This is a genomic window from Flavobacterium sp. GL_143, assembly GCF_057834355.1.
On sequence record NZ_CM174401.1, the window covers coordinates 337,931 to 362,310 of the forward strand.

Below are 24,380 nucleotides of genomic sequence, written 5' to 3' on the forward strand. Positions count from 1 at the left end.
TTATTCAGCGTTGTCTAAAAAATCTTTGATTTTATCGACATAGCGGTCAAAAAAGGATCTTCTTATTTTTGTTTCAGTCGATTCTTCCTTAACTACTTTCTTCACTTCTTCAACAGTTTCCACATAAGATTCTTCAACCTCATAGTGTTGCTGTTGTACCGGAGCTCTATGTACTGGTGCCTTTGGTTGTTCTATAACATCCAATCTTACGGCACTTTGAGTTCTATTTTCAATGCTGTTCATTACTAAACCAACAGCTGTAGCGTATAACGGACTTGAGATTTCTTCGTTAGAATTTCCTGCCAAATGCTCATTTGGATAACCAATTCTGGTATCCATTCCTGTAATGTACTCTACTAATTGCTTAATGTGTTTTAGTTGAGCTCCACCACCTGTAAGAACAATTCCTGCAATTAATTTTTTACGAGGATCTTCATGTCCATAAGCTTTTACTTCTGTAAAAACCTGATCTACAATTTCGACTACACGAGCATGGATTATTTTTGATAAATTCTTCAAAGAAATTTCTTTTGGCTCTCTTCCTCTTAATCCCGGAATCGAAACAATTTCATTGTCTTTGTTTTCACCTGGCCATGCAGATCCAAATTTAATTTTCAATAATTCAGCTTGTTTCTCAATAATCGAACAACCTTCTTTTATATCATCTGTAATTACATTTCCTCCAAAAGGAATTACAGCCGTATGACGAATGATTCCGTCTTTAAAAATCGCTAAATCTGTTGTACCGCCACCTATATCAATAAGTGCTACTCCTGCTTCTTTTTCTTCCTGACTCAATACTGCATCTGCAGAAGCCAATGGCTCTAATGTTAAGCCTGACAATTCTATTCCTGAACTCTGAATACATCTTCCAACGTTTCTTATAGATGAAGCTTGTCCAACTACAACGTGAAAACTAGATTCTAATCTTCCTCCGTACATTCCAATCGGTTCTTTAATCTCCGATTGTCCATCAATTTTAAATTCCTGTGGTAAAACATGAATTATTTCTTCACCTGGTAACATCGCCAGTTTATTCACCTGGTCTATTAAAAGCTGGATGTCATTCTCGCCAATTACCTCTTCAGGATTGGTTCTGCTAATATAGTCTGTATGCTGAATACTGCGAATATGCTGTCCTGCTATACCTACAACTACATCTTTAATCTTGTAACCCGAATTATTCTCCGCTTCATGTATCGCTTGCTGAATAGATTGTATTGTTTGAGTAATATTGTTTACAACACCTCTCGCAACACCTAAGCTTTTTGATTTTCCTATTCCCAGGATCTCAAGCTTACCATATTCATTCTTCTTACCTATCATGGCAACAATTTTGGTTGTACCAATATCTAGACCTACTGCAATATTATCTTTTCCCATTATCTATTATTTTGTGCAAACTACTTGTTCCGTAAACCTAAGATCTATCCTTTTGTATTTGTATAACGAGCTATCCAAAACTGCCTTTTGAAAAAAGGCTTTATAATTATTAAATTTTCGCTCAACATTTATTGTTCTGCCAAAATCTATCTCGTAATTAAAATTTCTGTTAAGCATTTTCAAGCTACCATTAGGCATAATTTGAATCGCAATGATATTTTTTTTCAAAAAAGCATCGTCAAAAATCATGCGGAATAATGTAGCTAATTCTTCGTTATTTTTCTCATTTAAGTTCCCCGAAACAAGAGGAACTCTAGCTGTAAAATTATCCGACAAAGGCATTTTACTACCCTCGTAATCAATATAAAACGACTCATTCCCGTTCATAATGCGGGCTATCGGCGTCTTCTGTTTTACTACTGCTTTTAGAATACCATCAATACTCACAAATACATCTGATTTTTCAATCATCTCTTGCGTATTAAGGGCTTTCTCTATCTTATTCAAATCTAACCCTTCTTTTTTAATGCTAGAAGCATCTTTTTCATTTTCTATTAACAATTTATTAACCGCCTCCAGCTTAACAAAAATAGCGTTTTCCCCTACAAAAACAACAGTCGATTTCTTTAATTTTCGCTCTCCATTTCTATGAGAAGTAAACGAAAATAAAACAATAACGACTCCGAACATGAGTACCAAACGAAGATTTATCCAATTAATTAGTTTCATTTAAAATATTTTTAATTGACGGTACTAATTCTCCTAAATCACCCGCTCCAATAGTCACAATTATGGTTGCATCGCTAGCCTTAATTGATGCTAATAAATCATTTTTAGCAACTATTTTCCTGTTAGAATTACTCATTTTATCCATTAACCATTGCGATGTAATTCCTTCCATCGGCAATTCTCTTGCTGGATAAATATCTAATAAAATCACTTCATCAAATGCTGATAAACTTTTGGCAAAACCATCGACAAAATCTCTTGTTCTGCTAAATAAATGTGGCTGAAATATAGCCAGTACTTTTTGTCCCGGATACAATTCTCTAACCGCTTGATTAACTGCATTTATCTCTGTCGGATGATGTGCATAATCATCTATATAAACCAGATTATCTGTTTTTATCTGATAAGAAAAACGTCTTCTTATTCCTTTAAATGAAGCCAAAGCTTTTGCAATTGCATTGGTTGATGTTCCGTATGTTTTTGCCATTGCAATAGCCATTAACGCATTCATTAAATTATGCTTTCCTGGCAAACCAAAATGCAAATCTTTAATTGTTTCTGATGGCGTTTGCACATCAAAAATATAGCTCCCTTTAGCAATTCTTACATTAAACGCTTTAAACGGAGCATCTTCATTTATAGCACATTGAACTCCCTCCAGAGGCAATTCTTTGGTTATAAAAAGATTATTTTTATCTTCAACTTTTGAAGCAAATTCTACAAAAGATTCTTCAATAGCCTCACTTGTTCCGTAAATATCCAAATGATCTGCATCCATAGATGTGATACAAGCGATATTTGGGTGTAAATGCAAGAACGAACGATCAAATTCATCTGCTTCGACAACAGTAACCGTTTTTCCGTTTCCTATTAAATTCGAATTATAATTCTCAACAATTCCACCTACAAAAGCAGTAACATCGGCTCCACTTTCGTAAAGAATATGTCCTAAAATACTAGATGTTGTTGTTTTACCATGCGTACCTGCTACAGCAAAACTAAAAGTACCCTGAGTAATGATTCCTAGAACTTCGGCTCTTTTCTTAACCTGATAATTTCTTTCTAAAAAGTAATTCCACTCCGAATGTTTAGTTGGAACTGCTGGCGTTATAATTACTAGTGTATTTTCTACAAAATAATCACTTGGAATTAAACTGATATTATCTTCAAAATGAATATTAATCCCACTTTCGATAAGTTCACTTGTAAGCATTGAAGGTGTCTTGTCATACCCTGAAACTTGTTTTCCAATGTTCTTGAAATAACGAGCCAGAGCACTCATTCCGATGCCTCCAATTCCTATAAAATAGACGTTCTGTATTTGGTTTAAATTCATTTCTTTTTTGCTTTAAGCTTTAAGCACTAAGCTTTAAAACTTAGACTCTCAACTTTATGACTATTTTTTTACTTAATCAACTTTATAATTTCTGCAACAATCGCTTTTGTTGCACCTGGCATTGCCAATCTTTTTATATTCTCTCTAAGCTGTTTTTGCTTCTCTTCATCCTTCAACAACGCTTCAAAAACAATGCTAAACTCGCTATTTAACTCAGATTCTTTTAACAAAATCGCACCCTTCTGATCTACAATAGCTTGTGCGTTTTTTGTTTGATGATCTTCGGCAACATTCGGTGACGGAATAAAAATAACTGGCTTTCCAACTATACATAATTCCGAAACTGATGACGCTCCTGCTCTTGAAATAATTACATCGGCAGCTGCATAAACAAAATCCATTCGCTCTATAAAATCAACCACTTTTACATTTGGCTGATTGTATTTTTTATAATCTTCAAAATATAATTTCCCACATTGCCAGATTACCTGAACATTTTGCGAAAGCATATTTGGTAATTCTTTTTCTATTAATTGATTCACTCTTCGAGCACCAAGGCTTCCGCCAAGAACCAACAATGTTTTTTTATTTGCATCTAAATTGTAAAATGCAATTGCTTCGTCTCTTTTGCTATCAATATCAATTAAATCCTGACGAACAGGATTACCAGTTAAAACAATTTTATCTGCAGGAAAAAAACGCTCTAAGTTTTTATAAGCTACACAAATTGCATTCGCTTTTTTGCTAAGCAACTTATTTGTAATTCCCGGAAATGAGTTTTGTTCTTGGATAACTGTTGGAATTCCTGCCGAACCTGCCATTTTTAATAATGGCCCACTCGCAAAACCTCCTGTACCGATAACTACATTTGGTTTAAATGCTTTTATTATTTTTCTTGATTGCAATAAACTACTCATTAACTTAAAAGGAAACATGGCATTCTGTAAAGTTAATTTTCGTTGTAACCCAGCAATCCAAAGACCTTTTATTTCATATCCCGCTTGTGGTACTTTCTGCATTTCCATTTTGTCTTTTGCACCAACAAAAAGAAATTCAGCATCAGGATATTGTAATTTTAATTCATTCGCAATTGCGATTGCAGGATAAATATGTCCTCCTGTTCCACCACCGCTTAATATGAATTTATATTTTGTCATATTTTTAAATGTTACTACATTTTAAAAATTATTATATTCTCTTTTTACTCTAACTACCTCATAACAGCTTCCATTGGATTCTTTGCATTGTCTTCTATAGAATATGCTGCTGCTACTTCTTGATCACTCCCTACTTCATTCTCTTCTTCTAATTGTTTATCGATTAATTTCTTAAGCGCTTCTTCTCTTTTTTCCTTTTCTTTCAGCTCTTCTTCAATTTCTTCGTCTTTTTTGGTAACGCTAATAATGATTCCAAGTGCAAAACATGTCATCCAAATCGAACTACCTCCACTACTAATAAGTGGCAACGTTTGTCCTGTTACTGGCAATAATTCGACCGCAACAGCCATATTAATCATCGCCTGAAATATCATAGGGAATCCGAGCCCGACGACGACTAATTTCCCGAATAATGTATTGGCTTTATGCGATGCGATTACAAATCGGAACATCAGTAATAAATACAAACACAAGATTGTTAATCCTCCTATTAAACCGTATTCTTCTACAATAATTGCATAAATAAAATCGGAAGATGATTGTGGCAAAAAGTTCTTCTGAACACTTTTCCCAGGCCCTAAACCTCCTAATTTCCCAGATGCAATTGCAATTTTTGCTTTCTCTATCTGATAATCATCTTCATCTGGTTTATCAGTCGTAAAATTCTCGATTCGACTTCCCCATGTTCCTACCCTACTAAAAAAGCGGGATTCAGGAAACGCTTTCGCTAAAAGAAGAAAGAACAAAAACATTACAACTCCCGAACCTATAATTAATCCTATATATTTTAAGGGATATTTACCAATAAACGTAAGCATTAATACCATCGAAAAGATAAGCGCTGTTGTCGAGAAATTCGCTGGCAAAATAAGCATCAGCGTAACAAAAACCGGCATCCAAAGCTGTATCAACGAGGTCTGAAAAGGTTCATCTTCATCTCTTGTTTTCGATAAATAACGTGCCACAAAAATAAACAACACCATCGATGCTAATGTAGATGTCTGGAACGTAATCCCGATAAACGGAACCTGTATCCATCGACTCGCATTTGCACCAGCAATAACGGTTCCTTTTAAAAGTGTATAGGCTAACAAAAGCCAAACTACTGGCAAGGCAACTTTAGAAATTGCTCTAAAATAATGGTACGGTACTTTGTGTACCCAGTAAATAATTAAAAAACCAATACAAATATGAGCCAAATGTTTTACCAAATACCCTAGTGTATTTCCTGTTCCATGACCTAAATAGGCCAAATTACTACTCGCACTAAAAACAGGCATAAACGAAAACAAAGCCAATAAAGCCACGAATGACCATATTACTCTATCTCCTTTTAATTTGTTTACTAGCTCTTTCATCTTCAATTTTGTTTAAAGTTATTTTTGTTTAATGTTCAAAGTTGTTCAACCTTAAACATTAAACCTTAAACTTTTTATAGGTTGTGAACCGCTTGCTTAAATTGCTTTCCTCTGTCTTCGTAGTTTTCGAATAAATCAAAACTTGCACAAGCTGGAGACAATAATACTGCATCACCTTTTTCGGTTAAGCGTTGTGCTGTTTTTACAGCGTCGTTCATATTATTAACTTCAACCATAATATCAACTACATTTCCAAAAGCATCGATAATTTTTCGGTTATCAACTCCAAGACAAATAATAGCTTTTACTTTCTCACGAACCAATGACATTAATTCGTTATAATCATTTCCTTTGTCAACACCACCAACAATCCAAACTGTTGGAGCATTCATACTATCCAAAGCAAAGAATGTAGCGTTTACGTTTGTTGCTTTTGAATCATTAATATATTGTACATTCTGAATTTTCAGAACTTTTTCTAAGCGGTGTTCAACGCCTTGAAAATTAGATAAACTCTCACGAATTGTTGCGTTTCTGATTTGCATCAACTTAGCTACTGAACTTGCTGCCATTGCGTTTTTCAAATTATGTTTTCCTTCTAAAGCAATGTACTCAGTATCCATTGTAAACTCTTCTTGGTTAATCTTGATTTCCATTTTGTTGTTTTTTATAAATGCTCCTTCATTGAATTCTTCTGTCAATGAAAAAGGAATTAGTTTTGCTTTTGTCGTGTTATTTTTAAGCCATTCGGCGGATGCTTCATCATCGCCATCATAAATAAGATAATCACTTTCTGTCTGATTCATCGTTACCCGAAACTTCGAGTTAATGTAATTTTCATACTTATAATCATATCTATCTAAATGATCTGGACTAATATTGGTTATAATCGCAATATCTGGCCTGTAATCTATAATCCCGTCCAATTGAAAACTGCTTAGCTCAAGCACGTAAAAATCAAATTTGTTTTCGGCTACCTGCCATGCAAAACTCTTTCCGATATTACCTCCCAATCCTACGTTTAATCCTGCCGACTTTAGCAAATGATAGGTTAACATTGTTGTTGTTGTCTTACCATTACTTCCGGTAATTCCAACTGTTAAGGCTTCAGTAAAAGGTTTTGCAAACTCAATTTCGGAGATTACTTTAATTCCTTTTTCTATAAGCTTCTTAACTATAGGTGATTTTTCAGGAATACCAGGACTTTTCATGACGACATCGGCATTCAAAATCAATTCTTCGGTATGCTTTCCTTCTTCCCAGGCAATTCCGTTAATGATAAGAACTTCTTTATAACTCTCGTTTATCTTTCCATAATCGGAAACAAAAACATCATATCCTTTCTTTTTTCCAAGAATAGCAGTACCAACACCGCTTTCTCCACCACCTAAAACAACTAACCTCATATTATCTTAGTTTTAATGTTACGATAGACAATATGGCTAACATGATTGCAACAATCCAAAAACGGGTTACAATTTTACTTTCATGATACCCTTTTTTCTGGTAATGATGATGCAATGGCGACATCAGGAAAATCCTTCGTCCTTCGCCAAAACGCTTTTTTGTATATTTAAAATAAGCCACCTGGATAATTACCGAGGCACTTTCTGCCAAGAAAATACCACAGAACAAAACAATCAGCATTTCTTTACGAACCGCAATTGCCAAAACAGCTATAATACCTCCTATTGTTAAACTTCCTGTATCTCCCATAAAAACAGATGCGGGATATGAATTATACCATAGAAAACCAATTAATGCACCTACGAAGGCGGATATAAAAACGGTCATTTCTCCCGAATTGGGGATATACATTATATTGAGGTAATTCGAAAAAATAATATTCCCGGAAAGAAACGTAAATATCCCGAGCGCGAGGACGGACACTGCCGAGGTTCCCGCTGCAAGACCATCTATTCCATCGGTTAAATTAGCTCCATTAGAAACTGCTGTGATAATAAAAATTACAACTGGGATAAAAATTAACCAAGCCCATTTTTCATATCCTTCGCCTGTCCAAGCCAATAATTCGGCGTAATCAAATTCATTATTTTTAAAGAAGGGAATAGTTGTAACGGTCGATTTCTCTTCGATTAATGCAGGAACTATAACACTAGTTGTTGATTGTACTCTATAAATATCACTATTACCAGTATCGGTTCTTACGGTAACATTTGGGCTAAAATAAAGTACAGACCCTACGATTAAACCTAAACCTACCTGACCAATAACCTTAAAAATTCCTTTAAGTCCTTGTTTATCTTTTTTGAAAATCTTGATATAATCATCTACAAAACCAATTACTCCCATCCAAAGTGTGGTTACAATTAGTAATACGATATAAATATTATGCAGTTTAGCAAATAACAAAACAGGTACAAGGGTAGCAAATATGATAATTAAACCTCCCATTGTTGGTGTACCAGCTTTTTCATTTTGACCAGCAAGTCCAAGCTCACGAACAGTTTCTCCTACTTGTTGATTCCTAAGGAAATTGATAATTCTCTTTCCGTAGATTGTTGATAAAAGCAACGAAAGCAAGAAAGCTAAAGCCGATCTAAATGTGATGTACTGAAAAACTCCTGTTCCTGGCACATCTAATGTTTTGTCTAAATATTCAAATAAATAGTATAGCATATATCTGGTTTTATTTGTTTAGTTGTGCTAAAATTTCCTTAACTATCTTCATGTCATCAAAATCATGACGTACTCCATTTACTTCTTGGTACGTTTCGTGTCCTTTACCTGCTATTAAAATAATATCGTTAGGCTGAGCTAGTTGACAAGCTGTTTTTATAGCTTGTTTTCGATCTGTAATTGCCAATGTTTTTTTATAATTTTGAGGTTCAACACCTTTTTCCATTTCACTAATTATAGTTTCTGGATCTTCATTTCTAGGGTTGTCCGATGTAAATATTGCTTTATCACTTAGTTCTGAACCAATTTGTGCCATAATCGGACGCTTGGTTTTATCTCTATTTCCTCCACAACCTACAACCGTAATTAATTGCTCATTTTTAGTACGAATATCATTTATGGTTTTCAATACGTTTTCTAACGCATCTGGTGTGTGTGCGTAATCTACAATCGCTGTAATATTAGAATCTGAAACGATAAATTGAAAACGCCCAGAAACACTTTCTAAATCCGATAATAAACGTAAAGCCTCAAGGCTATCAATCCCTAATTCAATAGCTGTTCCGTAGATAGCTAATAAATTATAAGCATTAAATGTTCCTATTAATTTTACCCAAACCTCATTATCATTAATTTTTAATAACAATCCTGATAATTGGTTTTCTAAAATTTGCGCTTTATAATCCGCATACGATTTTAAAGCATAGGTGCGTTTTTTAGCAACTGTATTTTGTAACATTACAGGCCCATTTTTATCATCAATATTTGATAATGCAAATGCTGTTTTTGGTAATGAATCAAAAAACGACTTTTTTACATCTCTATATTCTGCAAAAGTTGGATGATAATCCAAATGATCATGTGATAAATTTGTAAAAATCCCACCCACAAAATGCAATGCTTCAGTACGTTTTTGATGAATTCCGTGTGAACTCACTTCCATAAAACAATACGTTACTCCAGCTTCAATCATTTCATTTAAATAATGATTGATTGTAATAGAATCTGGTGTTGTATGAGTTGCTTTATATTCCGTCTCATCAACTAATATTTTTACTGTAGATAACAAACCTACTTTAAATCCAGCTTTTTTAAATAATTGATACAACAATGAAGCAATCGTAGTTTTTCCGTTTGTTCCTGTAATACCAACTAATTTTATTTTTTCTGATGGGTTATCAAAATAATTAGCTGCCATAAAAGCCAAAGCCGAATTGGTATCTTTAACCTTGATATAAGTAACTTCTTTTGCTAAAACCTCTGGTAATGTATCGCAAATAATAGCCGTTGCACCAAGCTCAATTGCTTTTTGGATATAATCATGTCCATCAGAAAGTGATCCTCTAATGGCAACAAAAACATCATTCGCTTCTATTTTTCTAGAATCGAAATCTATTTTATGAATAGCAATATCTGTTGAACCCGTTACCGATTCAATAGCTACTTTGTATAATATGTCTTTTAATATATTCACGATAATTCTAATACTATAATTGTGTTTTTGGCTATATTCTGCCCTGCCTGAAGTGATTGATTTTTCACTTTTCCTATTCCGTTAACTTTTACTTTAAGACCTAAATTTTCAAGCAAAGCAATTGCATCCATTCCCGCCATTCCTTTTACATCTGGAATAGACTGTTTCTTTTGTACCTGGGTATAATATGCGTTATAATTGTTCTCTTGTTTTGGTATCTTACCGTCTATTTTTTTAATCGTATTTGCAGATGGTGCATCTGTAAATATCTTTTGTGCTATTCTTTTAAAAACAGGCCCTGCAACATCGGCTCCGTAATAATTATTCTTAGATGTATTTGGTTTATGAACGACTACAATACAAGAATATTTAGGATGATCTGCTGGAAAATACCCTACAAACGAAGAAGCGTAATAAAAATTTCCTTTGTCACCTTTTCCGTAATTCACCTTAACCGTTCCTGTTTTTCCTGCCATCGAAAAATCTTTCGAATACAACTTAGACCCAGTTCCTTTTTTAACCACGTTTGCCAAAACAGCTTTTAGCTTCTTAACTGTTTCTTGCGAACACACTTTAGGATTTAAAACTTCGACATCAAATTTCTTAATCGTTCTATTCCATTCTTTTATCTCCGAAACAAATTGTGGCTTAACCATTACTCCATTATTTGCAACCGAATTATAATAAGTCAACGTTTGCAATGGCGTTACCGAAACTCCATATCCAAAAGCCATCCATGGCAATGAAACTCCCGACCAATGCTTGTCTCCTGGTTGTGGAATATATGGTCTTCCTTCTCCTTCAAAAGGCAATCCCAATCTTTTATTTAATCCGTATCCGTTAATATGATTTACAAATTTGGATGGGTTACTCTTATAATTATCATAAACTGCCTGAGCCATTACTGTATTTGACGAAAGTTCAAACCCTCTAGCTAATGAAACTTTACCATACCCCCCTCTATGCGAATCATTAACAGAACGACCATAATACTTTATTGTTCCGCCATTAGTGTCATAAACAGTACTGGTATCCGCTACTTTATCTTCTAAAATTGCCATTAAATCAACTAGTTTAAAAGTTGATCCCGGCTCATGAGATTCGGCTATAGCATAATTTGTTGTTTCATAATAAGAACCATCATCTGCTCTTCCTAAATTAGAAATTGCTTTAACATGTCCGGTTTCTGTTTCCATTACTACCACACAACCATGATCTGCTTGGTAATCTTCTACTTGTTTTAACAATGCATGATGCGCAATATCCTGAATAAAAACATCTATTGTCGATATTACATCATAACCATCTTGAGGGTCTACCTCGTTTACATCACGAATAGGTTTCCACTGCCCTTTTGCAATTTTTTGTTTTAGAATTTTACCATCCTTTCCATTCAGGTATTTTCTAAAAGCCCATTCGATTCCTTTACCCATCGATTCTCCGTTCACACCACCTTTGTCATAACCAATAGTACGTTCGGCAATTTTCCCGATAGGATGCTCTCTTACCGTTTCTTGCTCTACGATAATCCCACCTTTATAAGCTCCCAAATTAAATAATGGGAACCCTTTTATTTTCATATAATCTGTATAACTCAATTTTCGAGCTATCAAAAAATATCTGTTTTTATTGGCTCTTGCCTTTCTTAATTCATTTTGATAATAACCACTTGGTCTTCCTAAAACAAAAGACAAAGAATCCGAAAGCAATTTTACATTTTTCTCGAATACTTCAGTTTTTGGTGTAACAGCATCAAATCTAATTTCGTAATTAGGAATAGAGGTTGCCAAAAGACTTCCATCGGCAGAATAAATATTCCCTTTATTTGCAGGAATAACGAAGTTTTTTACAGTACGTTGCTTGGCTAATTTCCTGTAATAATCCCCCTCAACCCACTGAATGTTGGTTAACTTTACGACAATACCAATTGCCATCAAAAAGATGAAAACTGCTACCAGATAAATTCTGTAGGATATATTTTTATCGTCTACTGCCATATGCGTTTAAAAAAGCTTTTTTCTTTTTCTTTCTTCACTTCAATCTTAATTGGCGGAACTGTTGATGGATAAATTTCTTTAGCAAGCATTTTTTCCGATACTGTCGATTCCATCTTTAACTTCATCAATTCCGAACGTCTGTCTACAAACTCCGATCGCAATTCCTTTACTTCATTATTCAATTTTGCAATTTCAAAAACCTTTTGTTCGTATCGTTGTGTATTTGCAATCATTATTATTGCTAGCAAAATGATAAAAACGATAAAACGCCAATTTTTAATAGCGTCATCATTTATAAGAAATCTTGCTTTTAATATGTCAAATACTCCGTGTTTCATTATACCTTATTATAGTACTATATTTTTTCAGCTATTCTTAGCTTTGCACTTCTAGCCCTATTGTTAATTTTAATCTCTGCATCATCTGGAACTATTAGCTTTCCGATAGTCTTAAATGGAACTGTGAAGTTTCCATAAAAATCACGTTCTGGCTCTCCCTCAAACATTCCGTTTTTAATAAAACGCTTTACCAATCTGTCTTCTAATGAGTGATAAGAAATAACACTTAATCTTCCGCCTGGGTTTAAAATCTCCAACGATTGCTCGATGAACTCTTTCAATACATCCATTTCCTGATTTACCTCAATACGAATAGCCTGATAAATCTGAGCTAATATTTTATTTTTAACTCTTTCTGGTAAATATTTCGCCAAAACTTCTTTTAATTCATCTGTAGTTTTGATTGGTCTGTGCTCTCTCGCCTCTACAATTGTTCTTGACAAAACTGGTGCATTTTTCAATTCTCCATAATCCAGAAAAACTCGGCGTAAATCCTGCTCGTCGTATTCATTTACCACACGATATGCGTTCAAATCATTCTTCTGACTCATTCTCATATCCAAATCAGCATCAAAACGAGTAGAAAATCCTCTTTCAGCAACATCAAACTGGTGTGATGAAACACCTAAGTCTGCCAAAATTCCATCTACTCCTCTTACACCATGAAAACGCAAGAACCTTTTTATAAATCTAAAATTCTCATTTATCAAAGTAAACCTTTCGTCAGGCAAAGCATTTGCCAAAGCATCTTCGTCTTGATCAAAAGCAAATAATTTTCCGTTTGGCCCTAGCCTGTTTAAAATCTCTTTTGAATGTCCCCCACCACCAAACGTCACATCTACATAAATGCCGTCGGGCTTAATATTTAAGCCATCTACTGTCGGATGAAGCAAAACCGGATTATGATATTCCATTGTCGTCGTCATTTATATTTCCCATTACTTCTTCGGCTAAATCTGCAAAATCCATATCTTCGCCGCTAATTGATTTTTCGTATAACTCTTTATCCCATATTTCAACAATATTTACCGCAGATGAAAACACCACGTCTTTTGAAATACCAGAAAATGTCATTAAATCTTTCGGAACCAATAAACGTCCTAATGCATCAATCTCAACAATCTTAACTCCAGCGGTAAACCTTCTGATAAAATCATTGTTTTTCTTTACAAAACGATTCAGTTTATTAATTTTCTGCATCATCAAATCCCATTCTTCCATTGGATACAATTCCAGACAGGTCTGAAAAACGGAACGCTTCAAAACAAATCCGTTTTGAAGAGAGGTCGCCAACTGCTTTTTTAAAGGAGCTGGCATTAGCAGCCTCCCTTTTGCATCGACTTTACACTCATATGTCCCGACAATTGTGTTCAAAAAAATGTATGGTTATGTTACACAGCAAAAATATAAAAAATATTACCACAATTTACCACTATATACCACTTTGTTGATAAGTTTAACCACTTTTATCCCAAAAGCCTTAAATTATGCAGAGTCAGATCGTTAGCCATTTTAAAATAGTTTGTAAGAATGGTTCTACATAACAAAAAATGAAATGATATTGTCATAAAATTCCAATCTGTTTTTGCTAATTTTCTTTAGAAAAAAGAAAAAAATTAAAACAACTAGCAACTGATTTTTAGCCTTTTATTTCTTCTACTAAAATTATCTAGTTAAAAAATGTTTTCAAAAATCCATATTTATGTATTAAACCCTATATTTGTCCAAATTGAAATCGGTATTTAGTTAGATGGATAAACATTACAAAAAAGAAGGCAGATACAGCTATTATGAAGCTGGAGAAGGGACACCTATTGTTATTTTACATGGACTCATGGGAGGACTTAGTAACTTCGATGCCGTAGCCGAATATTTTTCAAATAGAGGATATAAAATAGTAATACCTGACTTACCGATATACACACAAAGCATACTAAAAACCAACGTAAAAAGTTTTGCCAAATATGTTAAGGACTTTATCACCTTCAAAGGATTCGATAAAGTTATTTTACTAGGGAATTCATTAGGTGGACATATTGCTTTATACCATACCAAATTATACCCTGAAAAAGTAATTGGGCTTGTTATAACAGGAAGTTCTGGTCTTTACGAAAGTGCAATGGGCGACAGTTACCCAAAAAGAGGAGATTACGAATACATAAGAAGAAAAGCTGAAGATGTATTTTATGACCCAAAAATTGCAACTCCCGAACTTATCGATGAAGTTTACGCTTCGGTAAACGATCGAATAAAATTAATAAAAACGCTTACTATAGCAAAAAGCGCTATTCGCCATAACATGGCAAAAGATTTACCTAAAATGCAAGTTGAAACTTGTATCATTTGGGGTAAAAACGACAAAGTAACTCCACCGGACGTAGCCGAAGAGTTTAACAAATTACTTCCTAACTCTTCTTTATATTGGATAGACAAATGTGGACATGCTGCCATGATGGAACATCCAGAAGAGTTTAACAAAATTCTTGAAGAATGGTTGCAAAAAACCAATTTATAATAAACGCTTTCGAATTTGAGGAGGTTTTAGAAATAGTATAGATATGAAAATAAATACCGCCGAATTTATAATTAGTAATTCTGATGTAAGCAAATGTCCTAAGGACTTCTTGCCAGAATATGCTTTTATAGGAAGATCAAACGTAGGAAAGTCTTCTTTGATCAACATGTTGACCAATCATAAAAACTTAGCAAAAACTTCTGGTCGCCCTGGAAAAACACAATTGATAAATCATTTCCTGATTAATAACAATTGGTTCCTTGTCGATTTACCAGGATATGGTTACGCTAAAGTTTCTAAAAAAACAAAATCTGTTTTCCAACAGTTCATTACTGATTATTTTGAAACTCGCGAACAATTAGTTTGCGCTTTCGTATTAATCGATATTCGTCACGAAGCTCAAACCATCGACATTGAATTTATGTCGTACATGGGAGAAAGTGAAATTCCGTTTTGTATCATTTTCACCAAAGCAGATAAAATCAGTAAAGTAAAAATCGATTCTCATATCGCAGCTTACAAAAAGAAAATGTTTGCTAATAACTGGGCCGAAATGCCTCATTATTTTGTAACATCGGCAACAGAAGCTACTGGTAAAGATGATGTTTTAAAATACATTGACGAAGTAAACCAAGAGGTATTCAAAAACAACAGTCAGTTTTAAAATATCCTTTTCAGATAAAATAAAAAATCCCAAAACTTAATCGGTTTTGGGATTTTCTATTTTGTAGTTAAAATCTTTAAAAAAAATATTTTTTTAAACTACATTTGAAACCAATCAATATATAGTTATGAAAAGCTTAAAGTTTATACCACTCATTTTTCTGTTTATATTTTCATCATGCGAATCATCATCGTATGTTACTATGCCTGGACCAAAAACTGGCGTTGACTTTACATCTGGAAAATGGCTGTTAAACGAATTAGATTGTCCAAAAAACTCTAGAGACAAATTAACCGCTGAAACTCTAGACTATTTCAAGAAAAATTTAGGCGAACGAATATCTTATATCAATGACGTAAATGGATTACTAATTACCAGAAAAATTCATTTAGATCCCAACAAAACAAAATTAAAAGAACTTAAAGACGGAACTGGTTTTGATTTCTTTATTAATATTGTTTCCACAAAAAACAAAAGCGACTTCTCTTCCGTTGAACTTTATCAAGACGAAAATGATTTAGGCAAAAACGAAAGCGCTGTAACCCTAGAGATATATGACTTAAACTTACAGGAAATTATTTTCTCACAAAAAGTGGTAGGTACAGCTCACAAAAAGGAAACTAAATCTATGTGGGAAACAGAAAAGTCAGATAAACTTATAGACAACATAACATTCTACAGAAGCTCAGACAAATTAATGGTTGGATCCTTAAAACGAATATTTAAGAATCTAAACAAAGCCTCTGTTAAATAAAAAAATCCCATTCGCCGCGGCGAGGGCACTGAAAAACATCCCTTATTTTGATTGGGATTGTTTTTAGACAATGAAAAAACGCTTATAACAGGATTTAAAAATATCCGTTGTAAGCGTTTTTCGTTTTATATCTGTTTTTTATTTGCAGCTATATGAATCGATTTTTGATTTATAGGGGGCATTTTGTGTAGGCATACTTATTTTATAAATTTCTTACATTAATTTCAGTATTCTTTTTAAGTTGACTGTAAAAATAGCCATTGCTCCTTGCATTTGCATATTGGCAATGCCGTACGATATTGCTCTATCATAGCCATGTACGTTTTTTAACTCACTATTTTTAGCCTCTATTTTGTATCGATGTTTTGCTTTTTCTTTGAAATAATCCGTTTCTTGAAAGGCGATTTGTTCTTGGTGTAAGTCTGATTTTATCCTTACACAGTAGGTTTTTGTTTTTGCCCCTTTATAACACCCCTGTTTTAAAGAACAAGATTTGCATTTTTCGACATCGAAATAGTAGGTATATGTTTGATTTTTCCCAACATTTTTTTTGCCCTGTCTAGCTTTTCGTATAGCCATATGTCCTGCAGGACAAACCATTCTATCGGCATCTTTATTATATTGAAATTTATCTTCCTCTTTTCTTGTCCCATTTGCTACTGAAACATTTAACTTAGCTACAACTCTAATATTTTTCCCGTTTGCTCGCTTGAGATTTTCTGTTCCTGAATAAGCTCCATCACCAATAATGGTATTTACATCAATTCCGTTTTGCTGACTAATCTCTAAGAGTTTTGGTAACTCTGGACCATCTGCTTTCTCTCCTGAGGTAACTACAGCCGCTGTGATGATTCGCTCTTCGGTCATCGCTAAATGAGTCTTGTATCCAAAGAAAGAGCTATCTGCGGATTTATGACCTGTTTTAGCATCTATATCTTTTGATAAGATAAAATTTTCCTGAGTATCTTCTATAGTTTCTTTAAGCAGATTTAGCTTTTCTTTTACAGCAGGTATAGAACTCAAAGATTCTTCTTTTTCTATGCGCTGCTCCAGTTCTTTACAATAGGCTAATTCTTTTTCCAATTCATTGGTATTGTTCTTCTCGGGCATATGCTCTTTGAATTGGTCATCAAATAAATATACTGTTCTTCGTAGAAGTTTAGAGCGCTCTCTTAATACATCAATTGCTGCAAATGGATTTGATCTTGATAAAGTGTGTGTAGCATCAACTATAATAGACCTGGATCTGATGATTCCCTTTTCGACGGCTATAGATACTGTTTTACCAATGAGTAGATTTAATAAGTCCGTATCCTTCAGGCGAAGTTTACGAAATTTCGTTAAAGAACTTGGATTAATAACACTCTCCTCTGGTGTCATTTCTAAGAAATACTTAAAAGACATATCAAAACGTGAACGTTCTACTACATCAACATCCGAGACATCATAAATTGTTTTTAGAAGTAAATACTTAAACATACGCACTGGGCTTTCTGCTGTGCGACCATTAGTGATGCAATATTTATTTAGCAACTCATCGTAGATGAATGAGAAGTCTATGAGTTCGTTGATTTTTCTAAGGAGATTATCCTGAGGAACAATTAAATCATATAATGAGGAATAGGGACTAAACTGAATTTGTTGCTGTTGAATTAACATCTAAAAAGCCTTATGATTACACTCAAAAGATACAAAAAAAGGAGCAGAAACTTTTAGCTTCTACTCCTTTTAATTAACAATTTATTCGTGAAAAGGACTTTTTCAGTGCCCTCGCCGCGGCGAATGGGATTTTCTATTTTGTATTCAATTACGATTTTTTCAATTCTAGCTTTTCAGCGAAATAATCACAGAAATCTTTCATTGTATCCGACATTTTTTCATCGTCTGTAGCACGTTTAAAAGTATCTGCCATAGCTACTAAAGTCTGGTGAAAGAAAATTTTCATTTCATCCACAGGCATATCTTTAGTCCATAAATCAATACGCATTGTTTCCTGCACCTTACTATCCCAGATAGAAAGCATAATTGCTTTAGCATCCTGAGCTTCAACTCCACCATCTTTTGCCGACCATTTTAATTTTTCTGGCACACGGTTTTCGTCTAATTCTATAAGGAATTTAATTTCTGAGGTTTGTTGTTTATTATCTGACATTACTTCTTAGGTTTATATTTTGACTTTTCAAAAATTTCTTTTGCGTTGGTTTTTAATAATTGTTCTATCGACACATCATTGTTTTTCATGTATGAACGTACAATCTGCCAACCAATCCAGGTTCCAACGCGTCCTGGAGATTCGTTATCTATTTCTAGGTAAAATTTAGAAAATGGTGCTGTATTTATAAATCGTGTTGTAAGTTTTGCATCATCACTATACAACATTTCTTTCTCTATAAAATAACGCCACATATATCCTTCATTCTCTTCACACCATTTTATTTGTTCTGGTGTGTATCCTATCTTATCTGCATCGGTATAATCTGGCAAAAGCAAATCTTTTAAATACAATTGCTTTCCATAATATACCATTTTGCTAATTAAATTCTTATCGGTAACTGGTGAGATTTTCTTCATCGAAAAACTAGAAACCACATCTGGCATAATTTGTTTCTCTTCAAAATTCTCTTTTATATAATTTGGGAATTGATAAAACTTATGTTCTTTTCCTAAATACAACTCTAGCGCTACAACAACCAGACTATCGGCATAAATTGCTTTATTATTATAATCCATCTCAGATATTATAGTAATAACCTTTGGCGTTTTAGTTTTAGGAAAATAGTACTCTATATGTTGGAATAAAGTATTAAACTCTTTTCGAACTGGCTCAAAATCTCCATACTTTTTCTGAACTTCGGTATACAATTCTCTCCAAAGCGGATTCTGCATTTTCTCTATCCAAACCGCATCATCATTTCCTGCAGGAAAAAAATACGGGTATTCTTTTTTTACTTTACCCAAATCTTTTGGCTGGGTCTCAAAAAACACTTTATCAAAGCGTTCTACTTTAATATCAACAGGAATTTCTTCTACCGCTTTTTCAATTTTGCTTTTTTGGTCACAGGACAAAAAAAAGACAGATAGAGCGATAGCAAACCGATATATTTTCATTTTATTTTAATTAAGTTTGTGTTGCAAAATTATCTAAGTAAAGACTACTTAAATATAATTGTGCAAATATACATTCCTGCATTTTAAAACTTAAACTATTATGGCTAAAAAAAGCACTATTCAAACAGAAAAAGTAAATACCTACATTGTAGAGTGGTTAAAAGATTATGCTAACAATGCTAAAGTGAATGGTTTTATTATAGGAATTTCTGGTGGTGTCGACTCAGCTGTAACCTCAACATTATGCGCTCAAACAGGATTAAAGGTTTTATGTGTAGAAATGCCAATACATCAAGCTCCAAATCAAGTTTCCAGAGGACGAGAACACATTGAACAACTAAAAAAACGATTCCCAAATGTCTCTAATATCGAAACTGACTTAACAAGTACTTTTGAAGCTTTTAAAGCCTCAACTCCACATGATGCCGATATTGCAAAAGTAAATTTATCGCTTGCCAACACTCGTGCTCGTTTACGCATGACAAGTTTGTATTATTTGGCTGGAATTTACGGATTATTGGTTGCTGGAACAGGAAACAAAGTTGAAGATTTTGGAGTAGGTTTTTATACAAAATACGGTGATGGTGGCGTAGATTTGAGTCCAATTGCCGATTTAATGAAATCTGACGTGTATGCTTTAGGGCTATTTCTTGAAATTCCTAACACAATTTTAACAGCTGCCCCAACCGATGGTTTATTTGGAGATAATAGAACAGATGAAGACCAATTGGGTGCAAGTTATGACGAATTAGAAGCGGCAATGTTAGCCGATGAGCTAGGAAAATCGGCTGCTGACTTTGTAGGAAGAGAAAAAATTGTTTTCGAAATATACAAGAAATTAAACACAGCCAATCAACACAAAATGAATCCTATACCTGTGTGCTCGATACCTAAAAAGTTAAAATAATCATTTTTATACTGATTTGCAATAAATTACAGAATTTATTTATTAATTTTACAGTTCCAAAAAAAATGAACAATTCTTAAAAAGGTAAAACTATGATTAAAGTATGTTTAGCAGACAACCACCCTGTGACGCACTTTGGCGTTAAGTCGTATTTTAAAGACCATGATGACATTTCAATTGTTGCAAATGTAGGCAACTTTACGATGGTAAAAGACATCCTTCAAACTAAGGACATCGACATTCTAATTTTAGATTTAGAATTAGAAGGTCTTGCCAGTATTTTTGAAGTTAAGTCTATTCTGAAAAACTTTCCAAAAACAAAAATCATCATCTTCAGTAATCTTTCTGAACAAATGTATGCTCCAAATGCCATAAAAGCTGGTGTTTCGGGATACATTCACAAAACAGAAAAATTAGAAACTCTGGGGATTTCGATTATCAAAGTACACGAAGGAAAAATTATCATCAATGAAACTGTACGTAAAAACATGGCATTGATCGCAAAACAAAGCAAAAGCGAACGTTTGTATCGAAAACTTTCTAACAGAGAAATTGAGGTATTACGTTACTTAAGCGATGGTAAGAAAAACAACGAAATTTCTAAAATTCTAAATCTTAACGAAAAAACAATTAGTACTTATAAACTAAGATTACTAACAAAATTAAACGTTACCAATTTAGTAGATTTGGTTAATAAAGCCAAAACACTAGAGATTATTTAATTATGATAACGGGACATTACCCTCCCAAGTTTTCTCGAAAACGAATTAATTAATTTAGAGTAATCTACCACCATTAACAAGAGCTCCATATTATCTTCCTTAGGGTCTGATACTATGGAGCTTTTTAATTCTTCAATTATTTTATCGACCAAAAACCAACGCATAGACAAAATTGTCTCGGTTACGTATTGACTTATAGATTCTGATTTTTCTTTTGCGAAAATATTTTGTCCCTCCCAATCATGAAGTGTAACTTTTTCATCTTCCATCAGAATATCTGTTACCTCCTGAGCAAATTCAGGCTGCAAACGCATTAAATATTGCTCCAAACTAAATTTTTCATTCTGATGATAGAATGCAATTAAGTCTGTAAAAATATCTCGAAACAGATTATTAGAAAGCTCTACCTCATCTTCCTGCAAACTCAAATAAATTCGCTGAAAAACTTTGTATTCTTTCTTTTCGGTAACAGTTTCTATTTCTCCTTCTCCATTACTTCTCAGGAAAACATCTTCAAACAGTTCTGTCTTATCTCCATAAAGCAATAAAATTTCAATTACTTTACGTTCTAAATGATATAAAATATCAATTTTTTCTGCTTGCTGTTCTACTGGATATCCTGGCTCACCTGGATAATCATCGGGTGGTCCGTTTCTTGGGTCTTCTGGATCTCCTCCTGAATACCCTGTTTGTTTTGGTTTTTGGTTTCTATAAACTTCAAAAGGTTTTTGCTCCTGCTTTTGCTTTTTACCAACTTCTGCAATATCTTTTTGAATCAACTGAGCTAAAGTACTCACAAGTACCTGCTCAGAAATATCCATAATTCTGGCACATTCCTGAACGTAAACTTCACGCTGAATTCTATCTGGAATTTTAGAAATACTCGTAACCATATCCCGAATCAAATCGGCTTTCTTTATAGGATCATTTTTTGCTTCATTCATTAATAACGAAGCCTTAAACTGAATAAAGTCTTTAGCATTATTTTCTAAGTACGCTACTAAGTCATCATACGAAGTTTTTCTGGCAAAACTATCCGGGTCATCACCATCAGGGAAAGTACATACTCTTACGTTCATACCTTCTTCCAGAATCAAATCGATTCCTCGAATAGACGCTCGTAATCCCGCAGCATCACCATCAAAAAGTACAGTGATGTTTTTTGTCAATCTATTTACCAGTCTAATCTGATCTGGTGTTAATGCCGTTCCAGAAGATGCAACTACATTTTCTATCCCTGCTTGATTAAACTGAATTACATCAGTATAACCCTCAACTAAAAAACAATTATTTTGTTTAGCAATAGCTTGTTTGGCCTGAAAAATACCATACAACACTTTACTCTTATGGTAAATATCACTCTCTGGTGAATTTAAATATTTTGCGGCTTTTTTATCATTGGTTAAAATACGTCCTCCAAAACCAAGTACACGTCCCGACATACTTTGTATTGGGAACATAACACGTCCTTTAAATCGATCAAACGGACGGTCATCTCTAGGAATTGTTAACCCTGTACTTTCAAGAAATTCAAGTTTATATCCCTGACCGAGTGCTTCTTTAGTTAAAGCATCCCAAGTTTCAGGAGAATATCCTAGTTCGAATTTTTTAATTGTTTCGTTTGTAAACCCTCTTTCTTTAAAATATGAAAGCCCTATTGCCTGACCTTCATCTGTATTTAAAAGTACATTATGAAAATACTTTTTGGCAAACTCAGAAACAAGATACATACTTTCACGAACATCTGTAATCGCTTTTTCAGCATCTGTCTGTTCGGTTTCTTCAATTTCGATATTATATTTTCTTGCCAAATATCGAATGGCTTCTGGGTAAGTAAAATGTTCATGCTCTATCAAGAAAGCAACAGAGTTACCTCCTTTTCCAGAACTAAAATCTTTCCAGATACCTTTTGCAGGCGATACCATAAACGATGGCGAGCGCTCATCCGAGAATGGGCTCAATCCCTTAAAGTTACTTCCTGCTCGTTTTAAATGTACAAAATCGCCAATTACCTCCTCTACTCGAGCAGTTTCAAAAACGGTATTTATGGTATTTTGTGAAATCAAAACGTATTACTTTTTTAAAGATTGAAGCTTGCAAAATTACACAAATCAAACTTGATATTTTGAATTATATGAAACAAAAAAAGCACTTCTCTCGAAGTGCTTCATTACTATAAAACTAACCTAACTTTTTTAATTCAAATCTAAACGTAATCCTAATGAAACATTGTTTTGTTTTATATCATTGTCAGCAAACAAAGGGTTAAGGTCATATTTTAAATACAAACTTATATCTCTATATCCCATATAACCACTTACTCCGTAAATGAAATTATTTACATTATAATCGCCTTTTGATATTACTTTTTCTTTTATATCATCTTGATCATATTTTAGAATTTGTTTGGACTTAACATTAATCCCCGCATATCCTCCAAGCCCAAAACGAAAACTTCTGTGAGTTCTAAAATAAGTACCTCCATTACTATCGCGTTTACTTCCCGAAAAATCAAACTCTAAGTGCGCTGGTATAACTAAATAAACATTTCTAAAACGGGATTCATCTAGATTTACAGGATTAACTTCCAGAACGGTCTTATCCCCGTCTACCACAAAATTACGGTTCTCTGTAGGTCTAATATTATTATACATTAATGACAATCCGTATTTAGCATGAAGCAAATTATGATCTTTTAAAATCCTGGAATTAAATGTAAATCCCCATTCGTAAAAATGCGAACCCATAAATTTGTAATCGGAGTTTTTTAAACTTCCATCGGTTACTAAATTATTTATTCCTGCTGCAAACACAAATTGTGAAGTAGTTCTCTTTTCTCTGTAAATCGAATCTTTTCCTTTTCCACATCCTTTGCAAAGCCTAATCATATACTTTTTTACAGAATCTCTTTCTTTTATTTTTCCATCTACTTTTTGTTGTACTAAATCATTTAATTCATTTTGTACAACCGTAATTTTCTCTTCTATTATAATCGCTCTTGCTTCCGCTAATTGTTTTTTCTTTTTATCAGCTTCTTCTCTGGTTATTTTCCCTTCAGAAAGTTGAACATTTACAACTTCTACTTCTTCTTTCAAAGCAGCTTTTTCATCTTTAGTTATTTTTTCGATTTTGTTTGCAATAGATTTTGCTCTGGATTCAAATGTCTCTTGCCCTATCATTTTGCTAACAAATAAAAATAGAATGAGGACTAAGTAAATGGTAAAATTTCTCATGGTGATTTTTTTAAAAATTGATTGATTTTTTGATTGATGATGATTTTAATTTTGATTATTGCAAT

Annotated in this window: 22 protein-coding genes; 5 read left to right on the forward strand and 17 right to left on the reverse strand. The window is 33.6% G+C overall.

The window, feature by feature from the left end; translation table 11 throughout:
- The 12 genes from ftsA to AC3IPI_RS01370 all read right to left on the reverse strand — a co-directional run bounded on the left by ftsA (position 1) and on the right by AC3IPI_RS01370 (position 13,786).
- Positions 1-1,383 carry a cell division protein FtsA gene (ftsA, locus tag AC3IPI_RS01315; protein WP_039118455.1) on the reverse strand — a complete coding sequence of 461 codons (1,383 nt, stop codon included), beginning with the start codon at positions 1,381-1,383 and terminating at the stop codon, positions 1-3.
- 6 nt (positions 1,384-1,389) lie between these two features.
- Complete coding sequence (locus tag AC3IPI_RS01320) at positions 1,390-2,112, reverse strand: cell division protein FtsQ/DivIB (protein WP_489156650.1); 723 nt, start codon at positions 2,110-2,112, stop codon at positions 1,390-1,392.
- Entirely contained in the window at positions 2,099-3,448 is a 1,350-nt protein-coding gene (gene murC, locus AC3IPI_RS01325; protein ID WP_323488746.1) for a UDP-N-acetylmuramate--L-alanine ligase, read from the reverse strand. The genes AC3IPI_RS01320 and murC overlap by 14 nt, the downstream gene beginning before the upstream one ends.
- 68 nt (positions 3,449-3,516) lie before the next feature.
- Positions 3,517-4,605, reverse strand: a complete 1,089-nt coding sequence (gene murG, locus AC3IPI_RS01330; RefSeq protein ID WP_039114487.1) for an undecaprenyldiphospho-muramoylpentapeptide beta-N-acetylglucosaminyltransferase — start codon at positions 4,603-4,605, stop codon at positions 3,517-3,519.
- 53 nt (positions 4,606-4,658) lie between these two features.
- Positions 4,659-5,963 carry an FtsW/RodA/SpoVE family cell cycle protein gene (locus AC3IPI_RS01335; protein WP_039114486.1) on the reverse strand — a complete coding sequence of 435 codons (1,305 nt, stop codon included), beginning with the start codon at positions 5,961-5,963 and terminating at the stop codon, positions 4,659-4,661.
- Positions 5,964-6,037: 74 nt separating this feature from the next.
- Positions 6,038-7,369: a UDP-N-acetylmuramoyl-L-alanine--D-glutamate ligase gene (gene murD, locus AC3IPI_RS01340; protein ID WP_039114485.1), complete on the reverse strand. Its 1,332-nt coding sequence runs from the start codon at positions 7,367-7,369 to the stop codon at positions 6,038-6,040.
- Position 7,370: 1 nt separating this feature from the next.
- Positions 7,371-8,603 (reverse strand): phospho-N-acetylmuramoyl-pentapeptide-transferase, encoded by a 1,233-nt coding sequence (gene mraY / locus AC3IPI_RS01345; protein WP_039114483.1) that lies wholly within the window; start codon positions 8,601-8,603, stop codon positions 7,371-7,373.
- A 10-nt stretch (positions 8,604-8,613) separates the two neighbouring features.
- Positions 8,614-10,077 (reverse strand): UDP-N-acetylmuramoyl-L-alanyl-D-glutamate--2,6-diaminopimelate ligase, encoded by a 1,464-nt coding sequence (locus AC3IPI_RS01350; RefSeq protein ID WP_489156654.1) that lies wholly within the window; start codon positions 10,075-10,077, stop codon positions 8,614-8,616.
- Complete coding sequence (locus AC3IPI_RS01355) at positions 10,074-12,074, reverse strand: penicillin-binding protein (protein WP_489156656.1); 2,001 nt, start codon at positions 12,072-12,074, stop codon at positions 10,074-10,076. Before AC3IPI_RS01355 ends, AC3IPI_RS01350 begins: the two co-directional genes overlap by 4 nt.
- On the reverse strand, positions 12,065-12,412 hold the full coding sequence (locus AC3IPI_RS01360; RefSeq protein ID WP_039114480.1) for an FtsL-like putative cell division protein: 348 nt from the start codon (positions 12,410-12,412) through the stop codon (positions 12,065-12,067). Before AC3IPI_RS01360 ends, AC3IPI_RS01355 begins: the two co-directional genes overlap by 10 nt.
- A gap of 17 nt (positions 12,413-12,429) precedes the next feature.
- On the reverse strand, positions 12,430-13,338 hold the full coding sequence (gene rsmH / locus AC3IPI_RS01365) for a 16S rRNA (cytosine(1402)-N(4))-methyltransferase RsmH (RefSeq protein ID WP_409417385.1): 909 nt from the start codon (positions 13,336-13,338) through the stop codon (positions 12,430-12,432).
- Entirely contained in the window at positions 13,313-13,786 is a 474-nt protein-coding gene (locus tag AC3IPI_RS01370) for a division/cell wall cluster transcriptional repressor MraZ (protein WP_035627611.1), read from the reverse strand. Before AC3IPI_RS01370 ends, rsmH begins: the two co-directional genes overlap by 26 nt.
- Positions 13,787-14,162: 376 nt before the next feature.
- Here AC3IPI_RS01370 and AC3IPI_RS01375 point away from each other — a divergent pair, with 376 nt between their 5' ends.
- The 3 genes from AC3IPI_RS01375 to AC3IPI_RS01385 all read left to right on the forward strand — a co-directional run bounded on the left by AC3IPI_RS01375 (position 14,163) and on the right by AC3IPI_RS01385 (position 16,345).
- Positions 14,163-14,927, forward strand: coding sequence for an alpha/beta fold hydrolase (locus AC3IPI_RS01375; protein WP_035627608.1), 765 nt, complete (start codon positions 14,163-14,165; stop codon positions 14,925-14,927).
- Positions 14,928-14,970: 43 nt separating this feature from the next.
- On the forward strand, positions 14,971-15,591 hold the full coding sequence (gene yihA / locus AC3IPI_RS01380) for a ribosome biogenesis GTP-binding protein YihA/YsxC (protein ID WP_039114475.1): 621 nt from the start codon (positions 14,971-14,973) through the stop codon (positions 15,589-15,591).
- A gap of 127 nt (positions 15,592-15,718) precedes the next feature.
- A complete protein-coding gene (locus AC3IPI_RS01385; protein ID WP_489156660.1) occupies positions 15,719-16,345 on the forward strand; it encodes a hypothetical protein in 627 nt (208 codons plus the stop codon).
- Between the two features lie 213 nt (positions 16,346-16,558).
- Here the strand turns inward: AC3IPI_RS01385 and AC3IPI_RS01390 are convergent, their stop codons facing one another.
- The 3 genes from AC3IPI_RS01390 to gldB all read right to left on the reverse strand — a co-directional run bounded on the left by AC3IPI_RS01390 (position 16,559) and on the right by gldB (position 19,453).
- On the reverse strand, positions 16,559-18,004 hold the full coding sequence (locus tag AC3IPI_RS01390; protein ID WP_489153512.1) for an IS1182 family transposase: 1,446 nt from the start codon (positions 18,002-18,004) through the stop codon (positions 16,559-16,561).
- Between the two features lie 148 nt (positions 18,005-18,152).
- Positions 18,153-18,497, reverse strand: a complete 345-nt coding sequence (gene gldC / locus AC3IPI_RS01395) for a gliding motility protein GldC (RefSeq protein ID WP_039114473.1) — start codon at positions 18,495-18,497, stop codon at positions 18,153-18,155.
- Positions 18,497-19,453 (reverse strand): gliding motility lipoprotein GldB, encoded by a 957-nt coding sequence (gene gldB, locus AC3IPI_RS01400; RefSeq protein ID WP_039114472.1) that lies wholly within the window; start codon positions 19,451-19,453, stop codon positions 18,497-18,499. Before gldB ends, gldC begins: the two co-directional genes overlap by 1 nt.
- A 100-nt stretch (positions 19,454-19,553) precedes the next feature.
- Here gldB and nadE point away from each other — a divergent pair, with 100 nt between their 5' ends.
- Both nadE and AC3IPI_RS01410 read left to right on the forward strand, forming a co-directional pair.
- Entirely contained in the window at positions 19,554-20,360 is an 807-nt protein-coding gene (gene nadE, locus AC3IPI_RS01405; protein ID WP_489156663.1) for an NAD(+) synthase, read from the forward strand.
- A gap of 92 nt (positions 20,361-20,452) precedes the next feature.
- On the forward strand, positions 20,453-21,082 hold the full coding sequence (locus AC3IPI_RS01410) for a LuxR C-terminal-related transcriptional regulator (RefSeq protein ID WP_035618090.1): 630 nt from the start codon (positions 20,453-20,455) through the stop codon (positions 21,080-21,082).
- Here the strand turns inward: AC3IPI_RS01410 and dnaG are convergent.
- Together dnaG and AC3IPI_RS01420 are read right to left on the reverse strand one after the other, a co-directional pair.
- A complete protein-coding gene (gene dnaG, locus AC3IPI_RS01415) occupies positions 21,079-23,148 on the reverse strand; it encodes a DNA primase (RefSeq protein ID WP_323488740.1) in 2,070 nt (689 codons plus the stop codon). The two genes, AC3IPI_RS01410 and dnaG, sit on opposite strands and share 4 nt — an antisense overlap.
- A 129-nt stretch (positions 23,149-23,277) precedes the next feature.
- Positions 23,278-24,315, reverse strand: coding sequence for a F0F1 ATP synthase subunit B family protein (locus tag AC3IPI_RS01420; RefSeq protein ID WP_489156666.1), 1,038 nt, complete (start codon positions 24,313-24,315; stop codon positions 23,278-23,280).
- Positions 24,316-24,380: the final 65 nt, after the last annotated feature.